The 20,531-nt window shown below is 53.3% G+C and carries 17 protein-coding genes; 9 read left to right on the top strand and 8 right to left on the bottom strand.

The window, feature by feature from the left end:
• The first annotated feature begins 37 nt into the window (after positions 1–37).
• The 3 genes from rplI to dnaB all read left to right on the top strand — a co-directional run bounded on the left by rplI (position 38) and on the right by dnaB (position 3,632).
• Positions 38–484 (top strand): 50S ribosomal protein L9, encoded by a 447-nt coding sequence (rplI, locus tag AC1WNR_RS12930; protein WP_481644907.1) that lies wholly within the window; start codon positions 38–40, stop codon positions 482–484.
• Between the two features lie 137 nt (positions 485–621).
• Complete coding sequence (locus tag AC1WNR_RS12925) at positions 622–2,154, top strand: MDR family MFS transporter (protein WP_481644906.1); 1,533 nt, start codon at positions 622–624, stop codon at positions 2,152–2,154.
• Between the two features lie 92 nt (positions 2,155–2,246).
• Positions 2,247–3,632 carry a replicative DNA helicase gene (gene dnaB, locus AC1WNR_RS12920; RefSeq protein WP_481644905.1) on the top strand — a complete coding sequence of 462 codons (1,386 nt, stop codon included), beginning with the start codon at positions 2,247–2,249 and terminating at the stop codon, positions 3,630–3,632.
• Positions 3,633–3,654: 22 nt separating this feature from the next.
• On the opposite strand, the gene AC1WNR_RS12915 is transcribed toward dnaB, so the two are convergent.
• On the bottom strand, positions 3,655–4,251 hold the full coding sequence (locus tag AC1WNR_RS12915; RefSeq protein WP_481644904.1) for a glutathione S-transferase family protein: 597 nt from the start codon (positions 4,249–4,251) through the stop codon (positions 3,655–3,657).
• Between the two features lies 1 nt (position 4,252).
• On the bottom strand, positions 4,253–4,684 hold the full coding sequence (locus AC1WNR_RS12910; protein WP_481644903.1) for an acyl-CoA thioesterase: 432 nt from the start codon (positions 4,682–4,684) through the stop codon (positions 4,253–4,255).
• Between the two features lie 207 nt (positions 4,685–4,891).
• Between AC1WNR_RS12910 and AC1WNR_RS12905 the strand changes: the two genes are divergently transcribed.
• Positions 4,892–6,076 (top strand): MFS transporter, encoded by a 1,185-nt coding sequence (locus AC1WNR_RS12905; RefSeq protein WP_481644902.1) that lies wholly within the window; start codon positions 4,892–4,894, stop codon positions 6,074–6,076.
• 152 nt (positions 6,077–6,228) lie between these two features.
• Here AC1WNR_RS12905 and bioA read toward each other — a convergent pair whose 3' ends face one another.
• A complete protein-coding gene (gene bioA, locus AC1WNR_RS12900; RefSeq protein WP_481644901.1) occupies positions 6,229–7,521 on the bottom strand; it encodes an adenosylmethionine--8-amino-7-oxononanoate transaminase in 1,293 nt (430 codons plus the stop codon).
• A 242-nt stretch (positions 7,522–7,763) separates the two neighbouring features.
• Between bioA and AC1WNR_RS12895 the strand changes: the two genes are divergently transcribed.
• Entirely contained in the window at positions 7,764–10,217 is a 2,454-nt protein-coding gene (locus AC1WNR_RS12895) for a PAS domain-containing hybrid sensor histidine kinase/response regulator (RefSeq protein ID WP_481644900.1), read from the top strand.
• 92 nt (positions 10,218–10,309) lie between these two features.
• Complete coding sequence (locus AC1WNR_RS12890) at positions 10,310–10,903, top strand: HAD family hydrolase (RefSeq protein WP_481644899.1); 594 nt, start codon at positions 10,310–10,312, stop codon at positions 10,901–10,903.
• Between the two features lie 127 nt (positions 10,904–11,030).
• On the opposite strand, the gene AC1WNR_RS12885 is transcribed toward AC1WNR_RS12890, so the two are convergent.
• The 5 genes from AC1WNR_RS12885 to AC1WNR_RS12865 are packed head-to-tail and all read right to left on the bottom strand — an operon-like array spanning position 11,031 to position 17,157.
• Entirely contained in the window at positions 11,031–11,909 is an 879-nt protein-coding gene (locus tag AC1WNR_RS12885; RefSeq protein WP_481644898.1) for an amidohydrolase family protein, read from the bottom strand.
• A gap of 11 nt (positions 11,910–11,920) precedes the next feature.
• Entirely contained in the window at positions 11,921–13,783 is a 1,863-nt protein-coding gene (locus tag AC1WNR_RS12880; protein WP_481644897.1) for a feruloyl-CoA synthase, read from the bottom strand.
• 10 nt (positions 13,784–13,793) lie between these two features.
• The gene (locus tag AC1WNR_RS12875; RefSeq protein ID WP_481644896.1) at positions 13,794–15,569 is read right to left on the bottom strand and encodes an acyl-CoA dehydrogenase family protein; all 1,776 of its coding nucleotides are present in this window, start codon (positions 15,567–15,569) and stop codon (positions 13,794–13,796) included.
• A gap of 31 nt (positions 15,570–15,600) precedes the next feature.
• Positions 15,601–16,368 carry a 3-hydroxyacyl-CoA dehydrogenase gene (locus tag AC1WNR_RS12870; RefSeq protein WP_481644895.1) on the bottom strand — a complete coding sequence of 256 codons (768 nt, stop codon included), beginning with the start codon at positions 16,366–16,368 and terminating at the stop codon, positions 15,601–15,603.
• Between the two features lie 18 nt (positions 16,369–16,386).
• Entirely contained in the window at positions 16,387–17,157 is a 771-nt protein-coding gene (locus AC1WNR_RS12865; RefSeq protein ID WP_481644894.1) for a crotonase/enoyl-CoA hydratase family protein, read from the bottom strand.
• 191 nt (positions 17,158–17,348) lie between these two features.
• Between AC1WNR_RS12865 and AC1WNR_RS12860 the strand changes: the two genes are divergently transcribed.
• From AC1WNR_RS12860 to pobA, 3 genes are all read left to right on the top strand, one after another.
• Complete coding sequence (locus AC1WNR_RS12860; RefSeq protein ID WP_481644893.1) at positions 17,349–17,807, top strand: MarR family winged helix-turn-helix transcriptional regulator; 459 nt, start codon at positions 17,349–17,351, stop codon at positions 17,805–17,807.
• Between the two features lie 13 nt (positions 17,808–17,820).
• Positions 17,821–18,732 carry a helix-turn-helix domain-containing protein gene (locus AC1WNR_RS12855; RefSeq protein WP_481644892.1) on the top strand — a complete coding sequence of 304 codons (912 nt, stop codon included), beginning with the start codon at positions 17,821–17,823 and terminating at the stop codon, positions 18,730–18,732.
• Between the two features lie 266 nt (positions 18,733–18,998).
• Positions 18,999–20,204, top strand: coding sequence for a 4-hydroxybenzoate 3-monooxygenase (gene pobA / locus AC1WNR_RS12850; RefSeq protein ID WP_481645394.1), 1,206 nt, complete (start codon positions 18,999–19,001; stop codon positions 20,202–20,204).
• The last annotated feature ends 327 nt before the right edge of the window (positions 20,205–20,531 follow it).

Raw genomic sequence — 20,531 nt, 5'->3', positions numbered from 1 at the left:
TGCAGGTATACCTGCAGCCTAAATGAGGTTTTGAGAGATGGAAGTTATCCTCCTCGAGAAGATCGGCAAACTGGGTGGTCTGGGTGATAAGGTTAATGTTAAGGCTGGTTTCGGCCGTAACTACCTGATCCCTCAGGGCAAAGCAGTTTCTGCAACTGAAGCAAACATGGCTCGCTTCGAAGAGCGTCGCGCTGAACTGGAAAAAGAGGCTGCTGACAAGCTGGCTTCTGCTACAGCTCGCGGTGAAGCTCTGGAAGGTCTGGCAATTACTATCGCTGCCAACGCTGGTGACGAAGGTAAACTGTTCGGCTCTATCGGTAGCAAAGATATCGCTGATGCGATCACTGCTGCTGGTACTGAAGTTGAGAAGTCAGAAGTTCGTCTGCCAAACGGTGTTATCCGTACAACTGGCCAGTTCGAAGTTGACGTTCAGCTGCACGCAGAAGTTACAGCATCAATTACTCTGACTGTTGAAGCAGAGTAATTAGTTTGTTGTTATAAGAAAACCGCGCTTCGGCGCGGTTTTTTTGTACAGGGATGTAACGTATGCCGCGAATGCCCGGGTGGCCGAGCGCGGCGATCGCCGGAGACGCAAACTCCCGGATTCCAATCGAGGTCCCCATGTCTGATTCGAATACAGCTTTAGCGTCGCCGGCAAAATCGGTTCCTCTGGTTATACTCTCGATCGGTATGTTGCTGATGTTGGCAGCTCTCGATCAAACGATTGTCTCCACGGCACTTCCGACCATCGTTGCGGATCTAAAAGGGATAGATCAGCTATCTTGGGTGGTTACCGCCTACATACTCTCCTCAACGGTTTCAGCCCCTCTCTATGGCAAGCTTGGCGATCTGTTCGGACGCCGCGCTATGGTGATGGTTTCAGTCAGCTTGTTTCTCACTGGTTCGGTGCTCTGTGGTCTTGCATACAGCATGAATGCGCTAATTATTGCTCGCGTCATACAAGGCTTCGGTGGTGGTGGGTTGTTTGTGCTAGCGCTCTCAGTTGTTGCTGATGTGTTGCCGCCCAAAGATCGCGGCAAGATGCAGGGAGTCTTCGCGGCGATATTTTCGCTCGCCAGCGTCGTGGGCCCGTTGGCAGGTGGTTGGCTGGTCGATGTGGCGAGCTGGCACTGGATATTCTTTATCAATATTCCCGTAGGGCTCTTGGCTATTGCAGGCTTTATCGCAGGTTTTCACCCCACTGGCCAAAGGGTAAAACATAAAATCGACTGGGCGGGTGCTCTGTTTTTGAGCATCACATTGGCGGCGCTGACTCTCGTTTCTAGTTTGGGTGGACGCTCCTTTCCCTGGTCGTCACTCGAGGCGCAGGCGTTAATCTTGATCTCGATTGGTGCGTTGCTACTGTTTGTCTGGATTGAGCGCCGCGCCGCGGAACCCATTTTGCCGCTGAGTCTGTTCAAAATGAATATCTTCACGCTGACCAGTGTCATAGGTTTTATCTCGGGTATGGCGATGTTCAGCTCAATCACCTTTTTGCCGCTCTATCTTCAGATCGCCTTGGGTATATCGCCCACTGAGTCGGGCTTAGCGATGATTCCGATGACTCTAGGCATCGTCACCTCGTCTACCCTCGCTGGGCGTTACATGGGTAAAACGGGGCGCTACTACTACATCACCATTATTGGTATGGCCTTTCTAACACTGAGTATGGTGTTGCTATCGCAGTTGCATGTGACCACCGGCTTAGTAACGTTTTCTGTTTACTTGCTGACGGTTGGTCTGGGCATGGGATGTATCTTTCCCGTGGTCACCTCGTCTGTACAGAATGTCGTGCCGCGCCAACAGCTGGGTACAGCAACGGCCGCAGGCGTGATGTTTCGTCAGGTTGGCGGTTCCCTGGGTGTTGCCGTGCTTGGTGCGATCTTCACTGCGCGTATGTTGGCGCAGTTTGAGACTGCTGAAATTGACGGCATATTCAGTGAGAGCGGTGAGTTCGTCATCAGCCCAGCCATGCTTGCTTTATTTTCACCTGAGGTGCAGCAGACCATTGGCGCTGTGGTGGTTGATGCAATGCATCCGATCTTCTGGGTTGCTGGTAGTTTCTGTGTGCTGGGCCTTATCGCCGCGCTATTTCTGCAGGAAGTACGGCTTGAGAACCGCATGGTCAAACCTGAGGCAGAAAAGAGGGAGTAGTGCGTCGCGCAGTAAACTGCGCTCCTACTCTGGAATGCCTGTGTTATAGTGAGCGGCCCAACATATTTCTGATTTATTTGAGTTAGTTACGCGTGGAAAGAGCTGATTACGACCGTGAAGTAGAGCGTGCCAAGGTACCCCCGCACTCGATGGAGGCGGAGCAGTCTGTACTGGGCGGCATGATGCTAGATAACAACGCCTGGGACGTGGTCTCGGAGATTGTTGTTGATTCGCACTTCTACAGCGGCAATCACCGCAATATCTTTCGCACTATGCAAAAGTTGATCGACCTGGGGCGCCCGATCGATGTGGTTACCCTCTCTGAAGAGTTAGACCGTACTGGCGAGCTTGAAGCCTGTGGCGGCCTCGAGTATCTGGTCGACCTGGCTAGCAACACGCCAAGCGCTTCAAACATTCGCGCCTACTCAGAGATCGTGCGCGATCGTGCGCTGTTGCGTCAGATGATCTCGGTATCGAATGAGATCAACGATTCCGCCTTCTTCCCAGAAGGTCGTGGTGCTGAAGAGATTCTCAACGAAGCCGAAAGCAAGATCTTCCAGATCGCGGAAGATCGTCCGAATCAGGGTGGCCCTCAGGGGGTCAACCCGCTGCTCAAAGAGGCCGTAGAGCGTATTGATGAGCTCTTCGGTAACTCGGATTCACTCACGGGTGTAACCACCGGCTTCGATGATCTCGATGAGGCGACCGGCGGTATGCAGAAGTCGGACCTGATCATTGTCGCGGCTAGGCCCTCGATGGGTAAGACGACCTTCGCCATGAACCTGGTCGAGAACGCTCTGATGGCGAGTAATAAGCCAGTGCTGGTCTTCAGCTTGGAGATGCCGGCGGCGCAGTTGGTAACGCGTATGCTGTCATCGCTGGGGCGTATTAACCAGACCAAGGTGCGTAACGGACAGCTAGAAGATGACGATTGGCCTAAGCTCACCGCGGCGGTCAACATGCTGAAGAATAAACCGCTGTTTATCGACGATCAGGCCGGTATTAGCCCCAACGAGATGCGTACCCGCGCGCGTCGTATCGTGCGCGAGCATGGGCCGCTCTCAATGATCATGGTCGACTACCTGCAGCTGATGCAGATTAAGACCGGCAAAGTTGAGTCGCGCACCAACGAGATCTCCGAAATCTCCCGCTCGCTCAAGGCGATCGCCAAGGAGATGGAGTGTCCGGTTGTCGCGCTATCGCAGCTGAACCGCTCGCTGGAGCAGCGTCCTAACAAGCGTCCGGTTAACTCGGATCTGAGGGAATCAGGCGCGATCGAGCAGGACGCAGACGTCATCATGTTTATCTATCGTGATGAGGTCTACAACGAAGACTCGCCGGAGAAGGGTGTCGCTGAGATCATTATCGGTAAGCAGCGTAACGGCCCTATCGGAACCACTCGCTTGGCGTTTATCGGTAAGTTCACGCGCTTTGAAAACCTAGCGCGTGATTACCAGATCCCACCTGAGGAGTTCTAAACCCGATTCAAGGCTCGCACTCTTATTGCGGCTCAGTCAGTTGGAAGGCTTCGAGTTTGCGCAGCGGCTTGCCCCAGTCACCAAGGCCGCTTGTTTTGGTTGCCTCCAGTTCGGGTAAACGGAACTCTAAATACTCAATGGCAACCTGCAGTAGAAGTTGCCCCATACCGACCACCTGGCCAACAGCTCTAGGTGGAGTCTCTTTAAAACTCGCAAGGGTGCGTTTTAGTGTTTCCATCCGGCGTTCACCGAGAGCGTTGTCGTTCGCGGTCGCACCTAGATACTTACGGTTATTCATTATCCAGAGGGCTGCGTCCAGCATTGCCAGCGCGCGGCCAGCGAGGGCGAGCTCGCTATTGGCGTTAGCGCTCGGTATTAGCGGGGGGTGAGGCGCTCTGCGATCGAGATACTGCAGAATAAGTGCTGTTTCGGTGAGCGCTGTGCCATCATCCAGCAGTAGCGTGGGTACACGACTCATGGGATTGGCCTGCACTAATTCGGGGGTGTCTGAGGCTGGATCAACCCAACCCACTGTACATTCGTCATCCAGGCCTTTGAGCATCAAGGCGATGCGTATAGCTCGGGCATAGGGTGAGGTGGGCGATAGCAACAGTTGCATCTTAGATATCCTTCAGCAGATTTTCCCTAAACGCTTCGGGTAGCGGCACCACTTTGCGCTGGTCATAGTCGAAGAATACGATGCCAGTCTTGGCGTGGGCCACATCAACGGCGGTTTTTTTGTTGCTCAGCAGGTAGTAGATATCGCAGCCGTACTTGTTAAAGTCGCCGACCGTAACATCTACTTTCACGCGATCGCCATAGAATCCCTCGGATTTATAGACGATGGCAGTGTCGGTCATGATGATGCCGAAGCCTTCAACATCCATTTCCGTGTAGCCGTTCTGTTGCAGAAACTGTACGCGGCTTTCGTGAATCAGGCTGAGTACGGCGTCGTTACCTAGGTGACCACCGTAGTTAATGTCGGTAATGCGCAAGGGGATTTCAGTTGTGAAGAGATAGTTCTCTGGCATATCCAGTTTAATACGTGCCAAGGTTGGGCTCCCTAGATTTTAAAACAGTGCTCGAATAGAGGGTGTTAAGTGTACACCAGAGGGCTTAAGATTTTCCTTATTTAGCAAAAGCTGATATAAACTCGTTTCGCTCGTAATGTCGGGTCGAGACTCGACCTGTCGGGCTTGTTCGACTCGCCGTAGGTCGCCTCTTGAGGCGACACATTCGAATTAAATGGGAACTCCACCATGTCCAACTCCCTCGGCCGCAACGTCAATCTATACACCGCTGCACAAGCATTCGGTGCCTCAACACCACCGATTATTATTTCACTGGGCGGCCTAGTAAGTATGGCGATGGGTGCGCCGCACGAGTTGATGACCCTGCCCGTGTTCCTGTTCAACTTGGGACTGGCGCTCAGCGCACTCCCAGCGGCATTTTTGATGGCCAAACTAGGGCGCAGGACCGCCTACATTATCGCCGGGATTTTCGCTCTGGTATCTGCTTCGTTGAGTGCAACTGGCATTCTGACTCAAACCTTTGCGCTCTTCTGTGCCGGTACTCTTTTAGCGGGCTATTACGCTGCGCATGTGCAAAGTTTCCGTTTTGCCGTGGTCGAGGGCTTGCCCAAAGAGCAGGCACCGAAAGCGATATCGAGGGTTATGATCGGCGGTTTGATAGCGGCTATTATAGGTCCGCAAGTGGTTGTCTGGACGCAGGATGCGATGGAGGTGCAGTACGCCGGCGCCTTCATCGGTCAAGCCGTATTGGTGCTAATTGGTCTTGCTGTGATTATGCAAATCCGCGATGCGGGTCCAGCACCGAAGAGGGTCAAGTCAGCATCTGATACCCGCTTAATCGATCTGCTTAAGCGTCCACGCTATACCATTGCCGTTGCAGCGGGTGTTGTCTCCTATACATTGATGGCCTTTGTAATGACAGCCGCACCCATTGCGATGGTAGACCATGGGCATGAAGTGAAGCATGCGGCGCTCGGTATCCAATGGCACGTACTGGCTATGTTTGCTCCATCCTTTTTTACTGGCAAATTGATGGTGCGCTTTGGAAAAGCGCGTATCACGGCGCTAGGACTTATCCTGATAGCCTTGGCCGGTATCATTGCCCTACAAGGGCTGGAGCTCGCGCACTTCTGGGGCTCGCTGATCCTATTGGGTGTTGGTTGGAACTTTGGTTTTATCGGGGCGACAGCGCTGGTGGCTGAAGCGCATACCCCTGAAGAGAAAGGTCTGGCTCAGGGGTTTAACGACTTTATGATCTTCTCTACCGTGGCCCTGGGCTCGTTCATGGCTGGCGTGCTGCTTAACGCAAGCGGCTGGTACACGCTCAACCTAGTTGTAATGCCTATCTGTGCGTTGGTGCTGGCGGTAATGTTGCTGTTGCGTCGCTACCCGTTGGAGGCGGCTGCGGCTTAAAAGAAGGGTCGCGTCATTCGGTTGCACCGAATAACCCTCATAAATTGAATTATTCATGTAGAAGGGATTTTGGCGAAGCCAAGGTCGCGATCTGATACGTGCAGAGGGGGTGCCCTTGTGGGAGGCTTGTGAGGCAAAGCCGAACGAGGCGATTAGTCGCTCTCAAGCGCTTTGAGCACATCCACTACTCCCGATGTCAGCGCAGCGATATCCTTGCTAGTGCTGATATACGGCGGCATTAGGTAGACGTTGCGGCCAAATGGACGCACCCATGTGCCGCGCTCTACAAACATTGGTTGCACTTCAGCCAGTGACACAGGCTCTTTTCGCTCCACGACACCGATAGCGCCAATCACACGCACTTCTGCAACAGAATCTAGCTCTGCCGCCGGAGCAAGCCCTGATTTGAGTCCATCGGAAATACGCTCAACCTGATTCTCCCATTCACCTGTCTCTATCAGCCTCAGGCTGGCATTGGCCACGGCGCAGGCGAGTGGGTTGCCCATAAAGGTGGGGCCGTGCATAAAGCAGCCGGCACCGCCGGATGAGATGGTTTGGGCAATCTCGTTGGTTGTTAGCGTTGCGGCCAATGTCATGTAGCCGCCGGTGAGTGCTTTACCGACACAGAGGATATCGGGGCTGATGCCAGCGTGATCGCAAGCGAATAGTTTACCGGTGCGGCCGAAGCCTGTGGCGATCTCATCGGCGATTAGCAGGATGTTGTACTGGTCGCAGAGATCGCGTGCGCGCTTCAAGTAGTCAGCGCTGTAGAAATACATGCCGCCGGCACCCTGAACTATCGGTTCGAGTATCAGGGCGGCAAGTTCATCGGCATGCTCGCGCAGAACCTCTTCAAGTGCATCGCTATCGCTCTGCAGTAGCGGCTCTCCAAATTTGGAAACAGGGCGGGGTACAAAGTGGTGTTTGGGCAGTACTCCAGTAAAGATCTCATGCATCCCCGTTACCGGGTCACAGACCGACATCGCACCAAAGGTATCGCCGTGGTAGCCACCGCGCAGTGTGACCAGCTTGTGTTTTTTACCCTGTCCCAGGCTCTGCCAGTACTGCAGTGCCATCTTAATCGCAACCTCTACCGAGACTGAGCCGGAGTCGGCGATAAAGACCTTATCCAAGCCGGTGGGCGTCATGCGCACCAACTTGCGCGCGAGCTCTATGGCCGGTTCGTGAGTGATTCCACCAAACATCACATGCGACATCTTGCTGATCTGGCTTTTCGCGGCCTCGTTTAGTGCTGGGTGGTTGTAGCCATGTATGGTGGACCACCAAGAGGACATGCCGTCTATTAGCTCCCGACCGTCATTGAGTCTCAAACGCGTACCGCTGGCCGAAACTACAGGCGTCATCGGGGGTGGATTAATCATCGATGAGTAGGGGTGCCAGATGTGTTCGCGGTCAAACTCTAACTGCTCGGGCGTGATAGACATGTGTGCTCTCGCTAATTCAGATTGGGGCTGATTGTAGCAGACTTAGAGACGCGCTCTTATGGTCTGGTGACATTTATACAAGTTGGTATGTTGATTGCTAATAGCTGCTAAATTCGATGGGTTACTTCGTAGTAATTCGACACTGTAGGTGCAGTGCCACCCTATTTCATTGTTAGCTTTGTTTTTTACACTGGTATTCTCAATATGCGTCGCATTACGAGAAGCAAAATGAGTATTAGTTTATGACGAATTCGTCCGAAGTGTTTTTCCAACGTCTAAGTCAGCGGGTTGTTGTTCTGCTGGCGATAATCATGTTACCAGCGCTGCTAGCCAGTACGTTACGCGCCCTCAACGCTGATGGTGCCTATGGCGTTGTTTTCTTCCAAGTATTGATCTTCGCATGGATCGTCTATCTAGCGCTGCCACTTAGCCGAACGAGTTTTACGGTACGTACATACTCCCTCGTCGGTATCGGCGTTGCGATAGCGATAGGGTCCGTGATTCGTAATCCGGATTCGGGTGTCGGGATGGCCTCGCTGATTGTGGCCAGCATATTCCTGTCCGCTATAACGATTGGGCCTGTCCGCTACATTTTTATCGCCGTTGTTTTCCCTGCGGCGGCGGTCATCTCACATTTTACCGGGCAGTTGGGTTGGGCGGTGGTCATCAGTCAGGCCTTAGCAATGGCAGGAATGGCAGCTGTCGCCAATATGTTGGTGGGGGGTGTTGTTTCTCATGCAAAGGGACGCGTGCAGGAAGAGATAAAATTGCGCAAGGATATAGATGAAGCGCTTGCCGAGTTGGGTAAAGAGCAAGCACGCCGTGATCTTGTTGCCAGTGCCGCTGATATTGCCCACCTGGAGTACGATTACGCTACGGGAATGCTAAATGGAGATCTGGCGTTGCAGCAAAGATTTGGGCGCAACGCGGATGATGGGGCAATAGATTTTTCCAGACGCTTCGATGACTTTCCGGCCGAGAGTCTAGCGTTGATACAGCAGAAAATAGGTGAAATGAGCCAACAACCTGCTGGCGCCAAAGTGACGTTCGTTCACCAACAGTACATAGGAGAGGAGAGAGTTGCCAGTACCCTCCGTGTTACCGGTGTAAATATTGAACGCGATGGCCGCTTGCTGTTCATGGGAGCGTCGATTGATATTACGGACGCTGTGGTAGCTCGGCAGCAGGCAGAGAAGCAGGCCGATCAGCTGAAGCTAATTACCGTCCAGGGCAATATTGGTCTTTATGAGTTTGATCTCGAAGAGGGCGTTATGTATGCCAACTCTGTGTTGTGTGAGCGACATGGGGTTGATCCAGATATTGGGGTGATAACTCAACAGCAACTGCTTGATAGTCTCACCGACGATTCCCGAGTCACTGCACTTGCACATATCGAGGCGGGGAAAACAGCGTCTGAGGGATACTTTTCAACGTGGATGATTGAAGAAATTCACAGTGATGGTACCGCCCATAAAATACGTATATTCGAAAAGCTAGAGCGGCGAGATGGTCGTCCATTCTTTGTAGGAGCAAGTGTCGATGTGACTGAAGAGGTGCAGGCCAAAGAGCAAGCCGAATCGGCGGCTATCAAACTTGCACAGGAGCAAGATCGCCAAGCGCAGATGTATGCGGTGATCGGGCATGAGTTGCGCACGCCAGCGGCTAGTTTGCAGATGATGCTGGATGATCTGGGTGAGGGTGAACGCCTGGACTCGACATTGGCGCGCGCTAACATTGAGCAGTTGCTCTCCGTCATTGATACCTTGCGTGCTGTGGCGCAGCCTCAGCGTATGGCCCAGTCAGCCTTTGATGATGTGGTGCTGGATGAGATGCTGCAGCAGCAAGCGGAGAGCTTCCAATCCTTGGCTACGCGCCAAGGGATTGAGCTCAGGACCGATTTAACCGGATTGACCTTTCACCCAGTCCATATTCAGAAAACGTTGTTGCGTCAGGTGCTTTCAAACCTCATCAAGAACGCCTTGATCCATTCAGGCGGAACAGAACTCGAGGTGGGTGCCTCGGGTACGCTGCTGGAGGGAGAGCGTAAGGCGCTGCGTTTTTGGATTGCAGATAACGGCAAAGGGGTTTCTGCTGATAAGGTTGAACAGTTGTTTGAAGCCTTTGTACGTGGCTCTACCGAGGCCGAGGGCACGGGCCTTGGACTGCATATCTGCCGTGAGATTATCCAAAATATGGGTGGAGAACTGCGTTATGAGCCTCGCCCCGAGGGCGGCGCCTGCTTCGTGATTGAGTTGGAGGTTGATCTGGCTAAAGCGGATCCATCCGAGCAGCTCAAGCCTCAGGCAAACGAATCGTCCTTGAAAGGGATGCGGGTGCTATTGGCTGAGGATAACAAAATGATTCAGATGCTGACGCAGAAAATGCTCAGTAAACAGGGTGCGCAGGTGACTATTGCTAACAACGGCAAAGAGGCTCTGGAGGTCTTTGAGTCGGGTAAGTTTGATCTAGTACTGTCAGATATCTTTATGCCCGAGATGAATGGCTATGAGTTCGCACGCGAGGTGCGGCGTGTTGATACCAAAGTGCCGCTGATAGGACTGACTGCAGCGACGATTGGTAAAGAGACCGATCAGATGCTGGCTGCTGGTGCAAGTGCAGTGTTGTTGAAACCCATCACTCTGTCGAAATTATCTGCTAAATTGGCAGAGCTAGTTGCGTTGTCGAATCCTGTGTAGATCGAACCGCTAATCTGCGCGAGTGCTTTTGTCCCTAGCTGTTGGCTGGTAGAGTCTCGTCTCTGCCACTCTCTACTCTTTAAGGATCTGTAATGATCGACCTGACCCCCTACAACGCCCTGATTTTCGATATGGACGGCACGCTGATCGACTCCATGCCAGCCCATTTGGATGCCTGGGAGGTCACCTGCAAGCACTATGGCTATGCGGTGAATCGTGAGTTTATTCATGCGCTGGGTGGGGTGCCGTCTGTGACCACCGCTTCGATGCTGAATGAGAAGTTTGGCCTAAATCACGATCCTGAAGCGGTGGCGCAGCACAAGATCGCTACCTGGGAGTCACTTGGGCGCCTACCCGACCTGATTGAACTTACAACAGCAATTGTGCGCGAGCATCGCGGCCTGAAACCTATGGCAATTGGCACGGGTAGCCGCCGTGACCACGCGCTAGAGATGCTCAAGCATGTGGATATTCTTGATCACTTTGATTCCGTTGTAGCCTGCACCGATGTCGAAAATGGTAAGCCCCACCCCGAGACCTTCCTCACGGCTGCTAAGCACTTAGATGTGCCGCCTGAAGAGTGTGTGGTGTTTGAGGATACGCAGATCGGCCTGCAAGCTGCGCATGCAGCGGGTATGGATTGCGTGTTGATTGATGGGGATAGTCTGACGCTCTATCCGCGCTAAGGGCTGACCCCAGGCAAGGAAAGGGGTCTGACCCCACGTGGTCTGACCCCTTAGGTAAACACGATTTATTTTAGTTTGAGGAGGCGTGGGCAACTAAAGGGGTCAGACCCCGTTCCGTGAACACGATTTATTTTAGTTTGAGGAGGCGCGCGGCGTTCTCTTTCATGATCAGAGGTTTCACTTCCTCTTTCACGTCGAGTTTTTCGAAATCAGCAATCCAGCGATCTGGGGTGATTACCGGCCAGTCAGATCCAAACAGCATCTTCTTCTTCAGCAGGCTGTTCATGTACTGCAGCAGAATTGGGGCAAAGTACTTCGGTGACCAGCCCGATAGGTCCATGTATACGTTGGGCTTGTGCGTCAGTACTGATAGCTGCTCCTCCTGCCATGGGAAGGCGGGGTGCGCCATCACGATTGGCATATCGGGGAAGTCAGCGGCTACATCATCCAGGTAGATCGGCTGAGAGTACTTCAGGCGCATGTTCATACCGCCGGGAGCACCTGCACCTACACCGGTCTGGCCGGTGTGGAACAGCGCAATCGCACCCTCTTCAGCAATCGCTTCATAGAGTGGGTAGGCCATGCGGTCATTAGGGTAGAAGCCCTGCATGGTTGGGTGGAACTTAAAGCCTTTCACGCCAAAGTCACGCACCAGACGTCGCGCTTCGCGCGCGCCCAGAAGCCCTTTTGCAGGGTCTATGGATGCAAATGGGATCAGAATGTCATCATTTTCTGCACAGATACGTGCAACCTCTTCATTCTCGTAACGCTTAAAGCCGGTGTTGCGCTCCGCGTCTACCGGGAAGATAACCGAGGCGATTTTGCGCTCACGGTAGTAGGCTGCAGTCTCATCCGGCGATGGCATCATGTTGTGGCCAGCGGGATTCTTGAAGTACTTGGCAAACGCTTCCTGGAACTCGAAGTAGCCGTCGTCACGCTCACAGGAGCAGGGCTCTTCCGCATGCGTGTGGAAGTCGATTGCGATAATTTCGTCGAGATTAATCATTATCTGCTCCGTTAAAGTGAGATTAGGTGGTCGGCTGGGTGCTCTTCGTAGAGAGAGTTCATTATACCCTCGCGACGACTCATAACAGCACGCTGGTTAATAGAGCCCTTATCGGTGATCTCGTTACCATCAATGGATGGCAGCTCCGTCAGAATCGTGATGCGCTTCACGCGTGTCGAGCTACCAGTGCTAGAGCCTGCCATCTGCTCCAGACGCTCTGCTATTACCTCTTTGACCTGCGACTGAGACGCTAAAGTCGCGTTATCCATATCCTCACCACCGGGTACAAGCGCCTGCAGATGCGCCCAATCTGGGAAGATCATCGCTGCAATGTAACTACGGTCACGACCGCAGATCACAGCATCCTGAACATAAGGCGCAAAGTGATGAATCAGGCTGGCGCGCAGTGTGCCTGCGCTGACCCAAGTGCCGGTATCGAGTTTGAAGTCCTCCGAGACGCGGCCATCAAATAGCATGCCTCGGTTAGGTGCTTCTGGGTCAATCCACTTAACCGCGTCGCCCAAACAGTAGAAGCCCTCTTCATCAAAGGCTTTTTGGGTTTGCTCTTCATTGCGCCAGTATCCCGGAGTGATGGTGACCGCTTTAACACGGATCTCGGTTTTGTCGCCATTGGGAACTAGTTTCAGCTTGATGCCGGGGGCGGGGCTTCCAATTACGCCGGATGCTGACTCTTCTACTGAGGCAAAAAGCACCGAGGGAGCTGTTTCGGTAGCGCCCAGGCCAGTCACCATTGGGACTTTTTTACCGGTGTGTTCTACGGAGAGCGCATCCAGTTGATCCCAAACATGCTGCGCCAGGCCAGCACCGGCAAAGAAGAACATCCTGAGGTTCTTAAATAGCGACTTAGCAATCTCAGGGTTAGCTTCCAGCTCTTTTGCCATCAACTCGTAGCCCTTAGGCACGTTGAAGTAGATGGTCGGCGAGATCTCTTTGAGGTTCTCCAGCGTGTGGTGAATCATCTTCGGCACAGGCTTACCTTCGTCGATGTAGAAGGTGCCGCCGTTGTAGACCGCCATGCCGATGTTCTGGTTGCCACCGAAGGTGTGGTTCCATGGGAGCCAGTCCAGAATTATCGGTCTCTCATCTTTGAGGAAAGCGTAGACTGAGCGCACCATCTCCTGGTTTGCACAGATCATACGTTGTGTGTTGATAACTGCCTTAGGCATACCCGTCGAGCCTGAAGTCCAAAGGAACTTCGCAATTGCATCGCCGGTCAGCCCCGCGTGAACTGCATCCACTTCCGTTGAAGCGGTAGTGCTCAGCGCATCACTAAAGTTTGAAACCCTGTAGTGCAAAGCGTCGGTTGCATGGTCTGAAGAGCAAGTCAGCACCGGTACTTTAGCCGTGTTAACAGCATCAATAGCATCGCGGTATGGGCCCAGATTGTCTGTAAAAATTAGGCCCGGTGTCAGAGTGTCGAAGACATGCCGCAGTTTGCCGTAGTCGCTGGAGATCAGGGAGTAGGCCGTCGAAATCGGTGAGAAAGGCACACCAATGTACATAGACGCCAGCGCCACCAGTAGATGCTCAGTCGAGTTGCCTGAGAGGATAACCACAGGGCGATCGTTACTGAGGTTCTGCGTCAGCATCCAGCTTGCAATAGCGCGCACGCTCTCAAGCGTCTGAGCAAAGGTGAGTGACTCCCATTCGCCGCTCTCGCCACGCTGGTTGATCAGCACGGTATCAGGTGTCTCTGTAGCCCAGTGAACCAGCTTATCGGTCAGCTTTACCGGGTAGTCACTCAGCGGCTCTGTGCTGGTGACGTACTGCACACCATCGGCAGCATTCTCAATGGTAACGCCGAAATTGTTGATATTAACTGCGTGAAACTCGTGTTGTGTCTTCGCTGTCATCTTCTTATGCCTACTCTGCAAAACTGTACTCAGCAATACCCGCTGCGGCCTGACTGAAGGTGCTCAAACGAGCGTGCAACTGCGGCAGAAGGTGAGCATCATGGAACTTCGCCATAGCAATGATGTTGGTGTTGAACCTTGGATCCAAACCTTGCGCAAGAGCGGCTTTGGCACGCAGAGCCGATTCGCCCAACTGCCAAGCTGAGGTTAGGAAGCCGAGCGCTTCAAGCATCGCTACGCCGCCGGCATTGAGTTGCAGCAGGTTGCTGCTTTTAGCCATTTGGGCGCCGATACCCCGGACGGCATAGATAGCGCCACCAAGGTTGCCGCCGAGTGCTGCCAAATCTACCTCAGCTTTGAGCTTATCAGCAGTCTCATTGATCTCTGCCAGCAGGGACTCAAGCGCAGCGCCTTTATCACCCATAATCTTACGGAACAACAGGTCCTTCGCCTGGATGCCTGTGGTACCTTCGTAAATCGTTGTGATCCGCGCATCACGCATAATCTGAGCGACGCCAGTCTCCTCTACAAAGCCCATACCGCCGAACACCTGAATTGCTGAACCCGCCATCAAGTTGCTCTGTTCAGTGCTGAACGCTTTGAAGATTGGTGTAAGCAGTGCAATGCGCGCTTCCATCGCCGCTTTTTCAGCTTCATCCTGGCAGTACTCTGACTTATCAACCAGGGCTGCCACCAGATAACCCAAGCCGCGTTGAGCAAACACCTGTGACTTAATAGTGAGCAGAAGACGGGCAACGTCTGGGTGCTGAACGATAGGCACACGACGCTCTTTGGTCTCGTAGTGAGCACCCTGAGTGCGCTCCAGCGCGTATTCCGCCGCTTTCTGATAGGCCAGCTCACCAAGCGCAACGCCCTGCAGGCCAACAGACAGGCGTGCCTCGTTCATCAAGATGAACATCGCCGCCAGGCCCTTGTTCTCAGTGCCGATCAGTTCGCCGTAACAGTTGTCATTATCGCCGTAGCTGATAGAACAGGTTGGGCTGCCGTGCAGGCCGGTTTTATGTTCGATACCGGTACAGAGTACGTCGTTGAATTCACCGAGTGAGCCATCGTCGTTAATGCGGTAAGTCGGTACCGCAAAGAGTGATATTCCGCGGCTGCCCTCGGGCGCTTCGGGCGTACGCGCCAGTACAAAATGGATTTTGTTGTCGGCTAGGTCATGCTCGCCATAGGAGATGTAGATCTTCTGACCCTTGATCAGATAATGACCATTATCCTGGAGGGTCGCCTTGGTTTTCAGCTCGCCTAGGTCAGACCCTGCGCTGGGTTCAGTCAGCGACATCGCTGCAGTCCACTCGCCGCTTATCATCTTCGCTATGTAGCGTGCTTTCTGCTCTTCGGTGCCGAATTTCAGTAGGATTTCACTGCAACCCTGCACCAGCGCATGGAACATAACGAATGAGAGGTTGGCGCTGTGCCACATCTCGTTGACAGGCTGAGCGATAAATTTAGGAAGCTGTTGGCCGCCAAAATCTGCAGGCAAAGCCAGACCCATCCAGCCATCCTGGCAGAATTGAGCGTAAGCGGTTTTCCAGCCTTCAGGCGTAGTGACCTTGCCATCGGCGAAGCTACAACCCTGTTCGTCGCCTACTGCATTAAGCGGCGCCAGGCCACGGTTGGCAAATTCGCCAGCCGCTTCGAGGACAGCAGCAACTGTCTCCATATCGAAATCGGCTAGCGCTTCAATCTGTTGTACACCGGTAGCAGCAACGGCTTGCTCTACCAGAAACTGCATCTCTTTTAGCGGGGCGCGGTAATCACTCATGGTTGATCTGCTCCTACTTATCGTTTGTGTCTTATTTGGCCGCCATGCGGATCGCGCCATCGAGGCGGATCACTTCACCGTTCAGCATCTGGTTCTCGATAATCTGCTGGGCCAGCATCGCAAACTCATCTGGTTTACCCAGGCGCGATGGGAAGGGTACTGAAGCACCCAATGCAGCTTGAACCTCTTCAGGTAGTTCGTCCATCAGTGGTGTGCGGAACAGACCAGGTGCAACAGTCATGATGCGGATACCGAGTTTGGCCAGTTCACGCGCGATTGGCAGAGTCATCGCTGCCACACCGGCTTTGGATGCTGAGTAAGCAGCCTGGCCGATCTGACCATCAAAGGCGGCAACCGATGCAGTGTTAACAATCACGCCGCGTTCGCCTGATTCGCCTGGTTCATTGCTCTGCATTGCATTGGCAGCCAGACGCGTAATGTTGAAGGTACCGATCAGGTTGATGTTAACGATGCGCTGGAAGCTTGCCAGATCGTGCGGACCGTCGCGGCCAACGACACGTTTAGCACCACCTACACCGGCGCAGTGAATAACACCTGAGAGTGCGCCGAACTTCCCGGTAGCCGCAGCGATGCAGCTCTCTACTGAGGCTTCATCAACCACGTCGGTTTTGCAGAAGAGGGCTGAACCGCCCAGATCCGCAGCAACCCGCTGACCGCCCGCTTCGTTAATATCGGCAATGCATACCTTGGCGCCCATGGCACTGAGGCGACGCGCTACCGCTTCGCCTAGGCCAGAGCCTGCGCCGGTGACCAGAAAGAGTTTGTCTTGAATCTGCATGCTGAACTCCGACTACTCTTACTGCTGTGGCTGTTTCTTGCGGTTGAGGAACTTCTCCAGACGTGCAACAACGTCCGGGTGAGTCTGGGTAATACCGCACAGCAGTGATTCGGTGTACATACCGTCATCGTGAGACATAGAGTCGATGTGGCGCAGGCCAGTAGTCATCGCCCAGTTAGAGTAAGGTGAGTTTGTAGCAATGCTGGCAGCCAGCTCCTTGGCTTTTTCGAGTGACTGGCCGTTCTCTACAACATAGTGTGACAGGCCCAGGCGGTAACCCTCTTCAGAATCAACATCGCGACCGGTCAGCATCATCTCAGTCATGCGACCAGCACCGATAACACGGGCAACGTTACGTGATGCACCACCGCCAACGAAGATACCGTGACGACCTTCTGGCAGACGGTAGTAAGTACCTTTTTCAGCGACACGGACATGGGCACAGGTTGCCAGCTCAAGGCCGCCACCAATTACAGCGCCCTGCATTGCAGCAACAACCGGTAGACCAGAGTTCTGAATGTGCCCGAAGGTGCGGTGCCACATGTTTGAGTGCTTAACGACATCCAAACCCTGACGCGCTTTGTGCTCAGCCAGATCGAGTCCCGAACAAAACTCTGGACCGGCACCTGAGAAGATAACCACGCGTACATCTTCAGGCATGTTGATGAACACCTGTTCGATCTCCAGGCAGAGCTGATCATTGATCGCGTTCTTCTTCTCTGGGCGGTTCAGGTGTAGGTGGCCGATGCCGTCATTGATGCTGAATTGAATGTAGGTGTAATCGCTCATTATCTTCTTCCTATTTGTGATCGGTCGGCACACTCACGTCGTGGTGAATATTGGTGCGTTATATAATTGTTAAAGATATAAACAATTATGGTCTTAATCAATTAAAATCTTCTTATACAAACTGTTTATGTATCCAACAATTTTCAGTTACACTTGTTTCTGAAACTACATATTTGGATAGGGCAGAGGTCATGGCAGGACGTAAGCGTGCAGCAGCAGAAGTGAACATGGGAGTACTCGAGGAGTTGCTCGGTTATCATGTGCGCCGCGCTCAGCTCAGCTTCTTCGCTGGCTTTTCCGAGGCTTGTGCTGATCTAGGTCTCAGCCCTGGGCTATTCGCTGTGCTGGAGGTCGTGTACCACAACCCCGGGCTGACACAGACTGCTGTCTCAAAAGCGCTGTATACAGACCGCTCCGCGATGGTGGCGGCCATCGATAAGTTAGAGTCGATGAACCTGATTGAGCGTCGTCCATCTGCTAACGATCGACGATCTTATGCTCTCTATGCCACTGAGTACTGTCTCTCCTGGTACCCCTCTGCGGAAGATAAAGTGAAGGATCAAGAGGAGCGTGTGTTAGTCAATCTTGATATGCAGGAGCGCGATCAACTGCTCGCGCTGCTGCAGAAGCTTAACGCAGCTAAGGCGTAAGCTAGGGGTAGTGATGGCGACCGACGCGAAGCCTACTGCAGCCATCCCTCTTTTTGGCCTCTATGGTGAGGCCGACTCTGACAATCCTCAGTTCGTCCACCTCGAGAACATCGCTAGCCGCTCCAGTGTGAACGCCTGGCAGATTCAGCCGCACCGTCATGCTCATATGTTTCAGTTACTGATCATGCGCCGGGGTGAGGTTGAGGTTCGCTTGGATGAGCAGATCTATACAAGTGCTGAACCCTGTGTCATCTCTGTCCCGGCCGGTGTCGTGCATGGTTTTAAATTCAAGCCCAACACCTCAGGTTATGTGCTTACGTTGGCCGAACCGATGGTCTTGGCGTCTGAGGCGCGTATCCATCAGCAGTTATCGGCCTTATTCGAACAGGCCCATTTCACATGCTATGCCGAGTCGGATCCTCTACTTGGCGAGTTGGTCTTACTGTTTGAGCAGATTGGCCGCGAGCTAGAACGTGCAGATGCAGGACGCTCTCTGATGTGTGAGTGGCTGACCAGAGCCGCTCTGCTAACCTTCAAGCGGCGCTTAGATCAGGTGGATGCCGAGGCCGGTGGGATGCAAACCCTTTCAGTGGCTATGCGGCGCTTTCGACAACTCATTGAGGAGCGCTACCGGCAGCACTGGACGGTCGAGCGTTATGCCAAGGAGCTGGGTATGAGTGCTGATCGCCTCAATCGTCAATCCAAAGTGGCTTTTGACAGCACCGCAAAAAACCTCATAGCAGAGCGTCTTATGTTGGAGGCGAAACGTCGTCTTATCTACACCCGGGCGAGTCTGGATGAGGTCGCCTTTGATTTGGGCTTTAAAGACCCTGCTTACTTTTCCCGCGCGTTTAAGCGTGCAACCGGCAGCGCTCCGGGTCAGTTCCGCGACCAGCACTACGACGCCCCCGACGACTCGCTTTAATCGCGTAGCCTAGCTGCGCTCTTACTCTAATCACCCCTGTATGAGCGTAGCTACGCTGCGCGATCGAAATACGCGCCCCTCTCAAAGGTGATGAAGTATTCCTCCGGCAAAGTACACCTAAATCGCAGTATTTAGTCAATTAAAGCTATATATTAACGGAAAAGTACAATTCTTTGTCTGATATCTACCTGTGCGTACCCGCTCTATCTGAGCAAAATGTAGGCACTGAGTGATAAATCCAAGTTTGAGAGTGTCAGATGAAAACGATAAAAACACAGGTCGCGATTATCGGCGGCGGTCCGTCCGGTTTGTTGCTGGGTCAGTTGCTGCACAAATACGGTATCGACAACGTTATTCTGGAGCGTGTTACCGGTGAGTACGTTTTGGGTCGTATTCGTGCGGGTATTCTTGAGCAAGGCTTTGTTAACCTCGTGCGTGAGGCTGGCGTGCAGCAGCGCATGGAGACTGAGGGTCATGTTCATGAAGGTGTAATCTTCTCCGTGCAGGGCAAGGATACCCGTGTTGACCTCAAAGGGCTGACCGGCGGTGACGTCGTGATGTGCTACGGACAGGTCGAGATCACTCAGGATTTGATGGAGGCTCGTAGCGGTGCGAATCTGCCAACCTACTACGAAGCATCTGACGTGCAGCCAATGGACGTAAAGAGCGACACACCTTATGTAACATTCACGCATGAGGGCGAGCAGTACCGTCTGGATTGTGATTACATTGCCGGCTGTGACGGCTTCCATGGTGTATCTCGTCAGACTATTCCAGCAGAGCTACGTACTGAATTTGAACGTGTTTACCCCTTCGGGTGGTTGGGTCTGTTGGCTGATGTGCCTCCCTGTCACGAAGAGCTCATCTATGCCAAACACGAACGCGGCTTTGCCCTCGCCAGCCAGCGCTCTCCCACACGCTCGCGTTACTACCTGCAGGTGCCACTGACTGACAAAGTTGAAGACTGGTCAGACGACGCTTTCTGGGAAGAGCTGAAGAAACGCCTACCGCCTGAAGTCGCCGCTAATATGCAGACCGGCCCAAGCATCGAGAAGAGCATTGCGCCTCTGCGCTCTTTCGTTTGTGAGCCAATGCAGTATGGAAATCTGTTCCTCGTCGGCGATGCTGCTCACATCGTTCCACCAACGGGTGCCAAAGGCCTCAATCTTGCAGCCGGCGATGTGGCAACGCTGTTAAAGATCTTCCGCCGCGTGTACGAGCAGGGTGACAAAAGCTGCACCGAGCAGTACTCAGAGATCGCTCTACGTCGCGTATGGAATGCCGAGCGTTACAGTTGGTGGCTCACGAGTCTGCTACACGAGTTCGGTGACGAGGCCGGTGATAGCGCTATGGATCCACAGATGCGCGATCGCTTCATGACGTCTGAAGTGAACTACTTCCTGCAGAGTGAGGCGGGTCGTAAGGTCATTGCCGAGCAGTACGTGGGTCTTCCTTACGAAGATTTGAAGTAAGCTCATGCGCTTTGCTGATCTCCCGCAAGGGGGATCAGGACCCGCTTGAACCATCCATGGGTCGCTTCGTGATTTACATCCTTGTAAATCAAGAGTCCTGATTCCCCCTTCCGCGAGATCAGCGCCCGACAATTTTCGGTCTCTTTTGATCTCAGTTGTATGCACTAGCTAAGGATCAAGGTCTGCCCGTAGGTGTTTTCCCGAGCCTTGTTTTACAGGGATGTAAAACACGGAGCGCCCATGGATGGCCAGCAGCGACTCGGGAAAATACCTGCGGGTAGACTCTCTCCGTTAATGGTTTGCAGATCTCATGACATGCGGCAGAAT

The organism is Marinobacterium marisflavi (assembly GCF_982447095.1).
The sequence above is the reverse complement of the archived record's forward strand: the minus strand, read 5'-3'. Positions and strand labels throughout refer to the sequence as shown.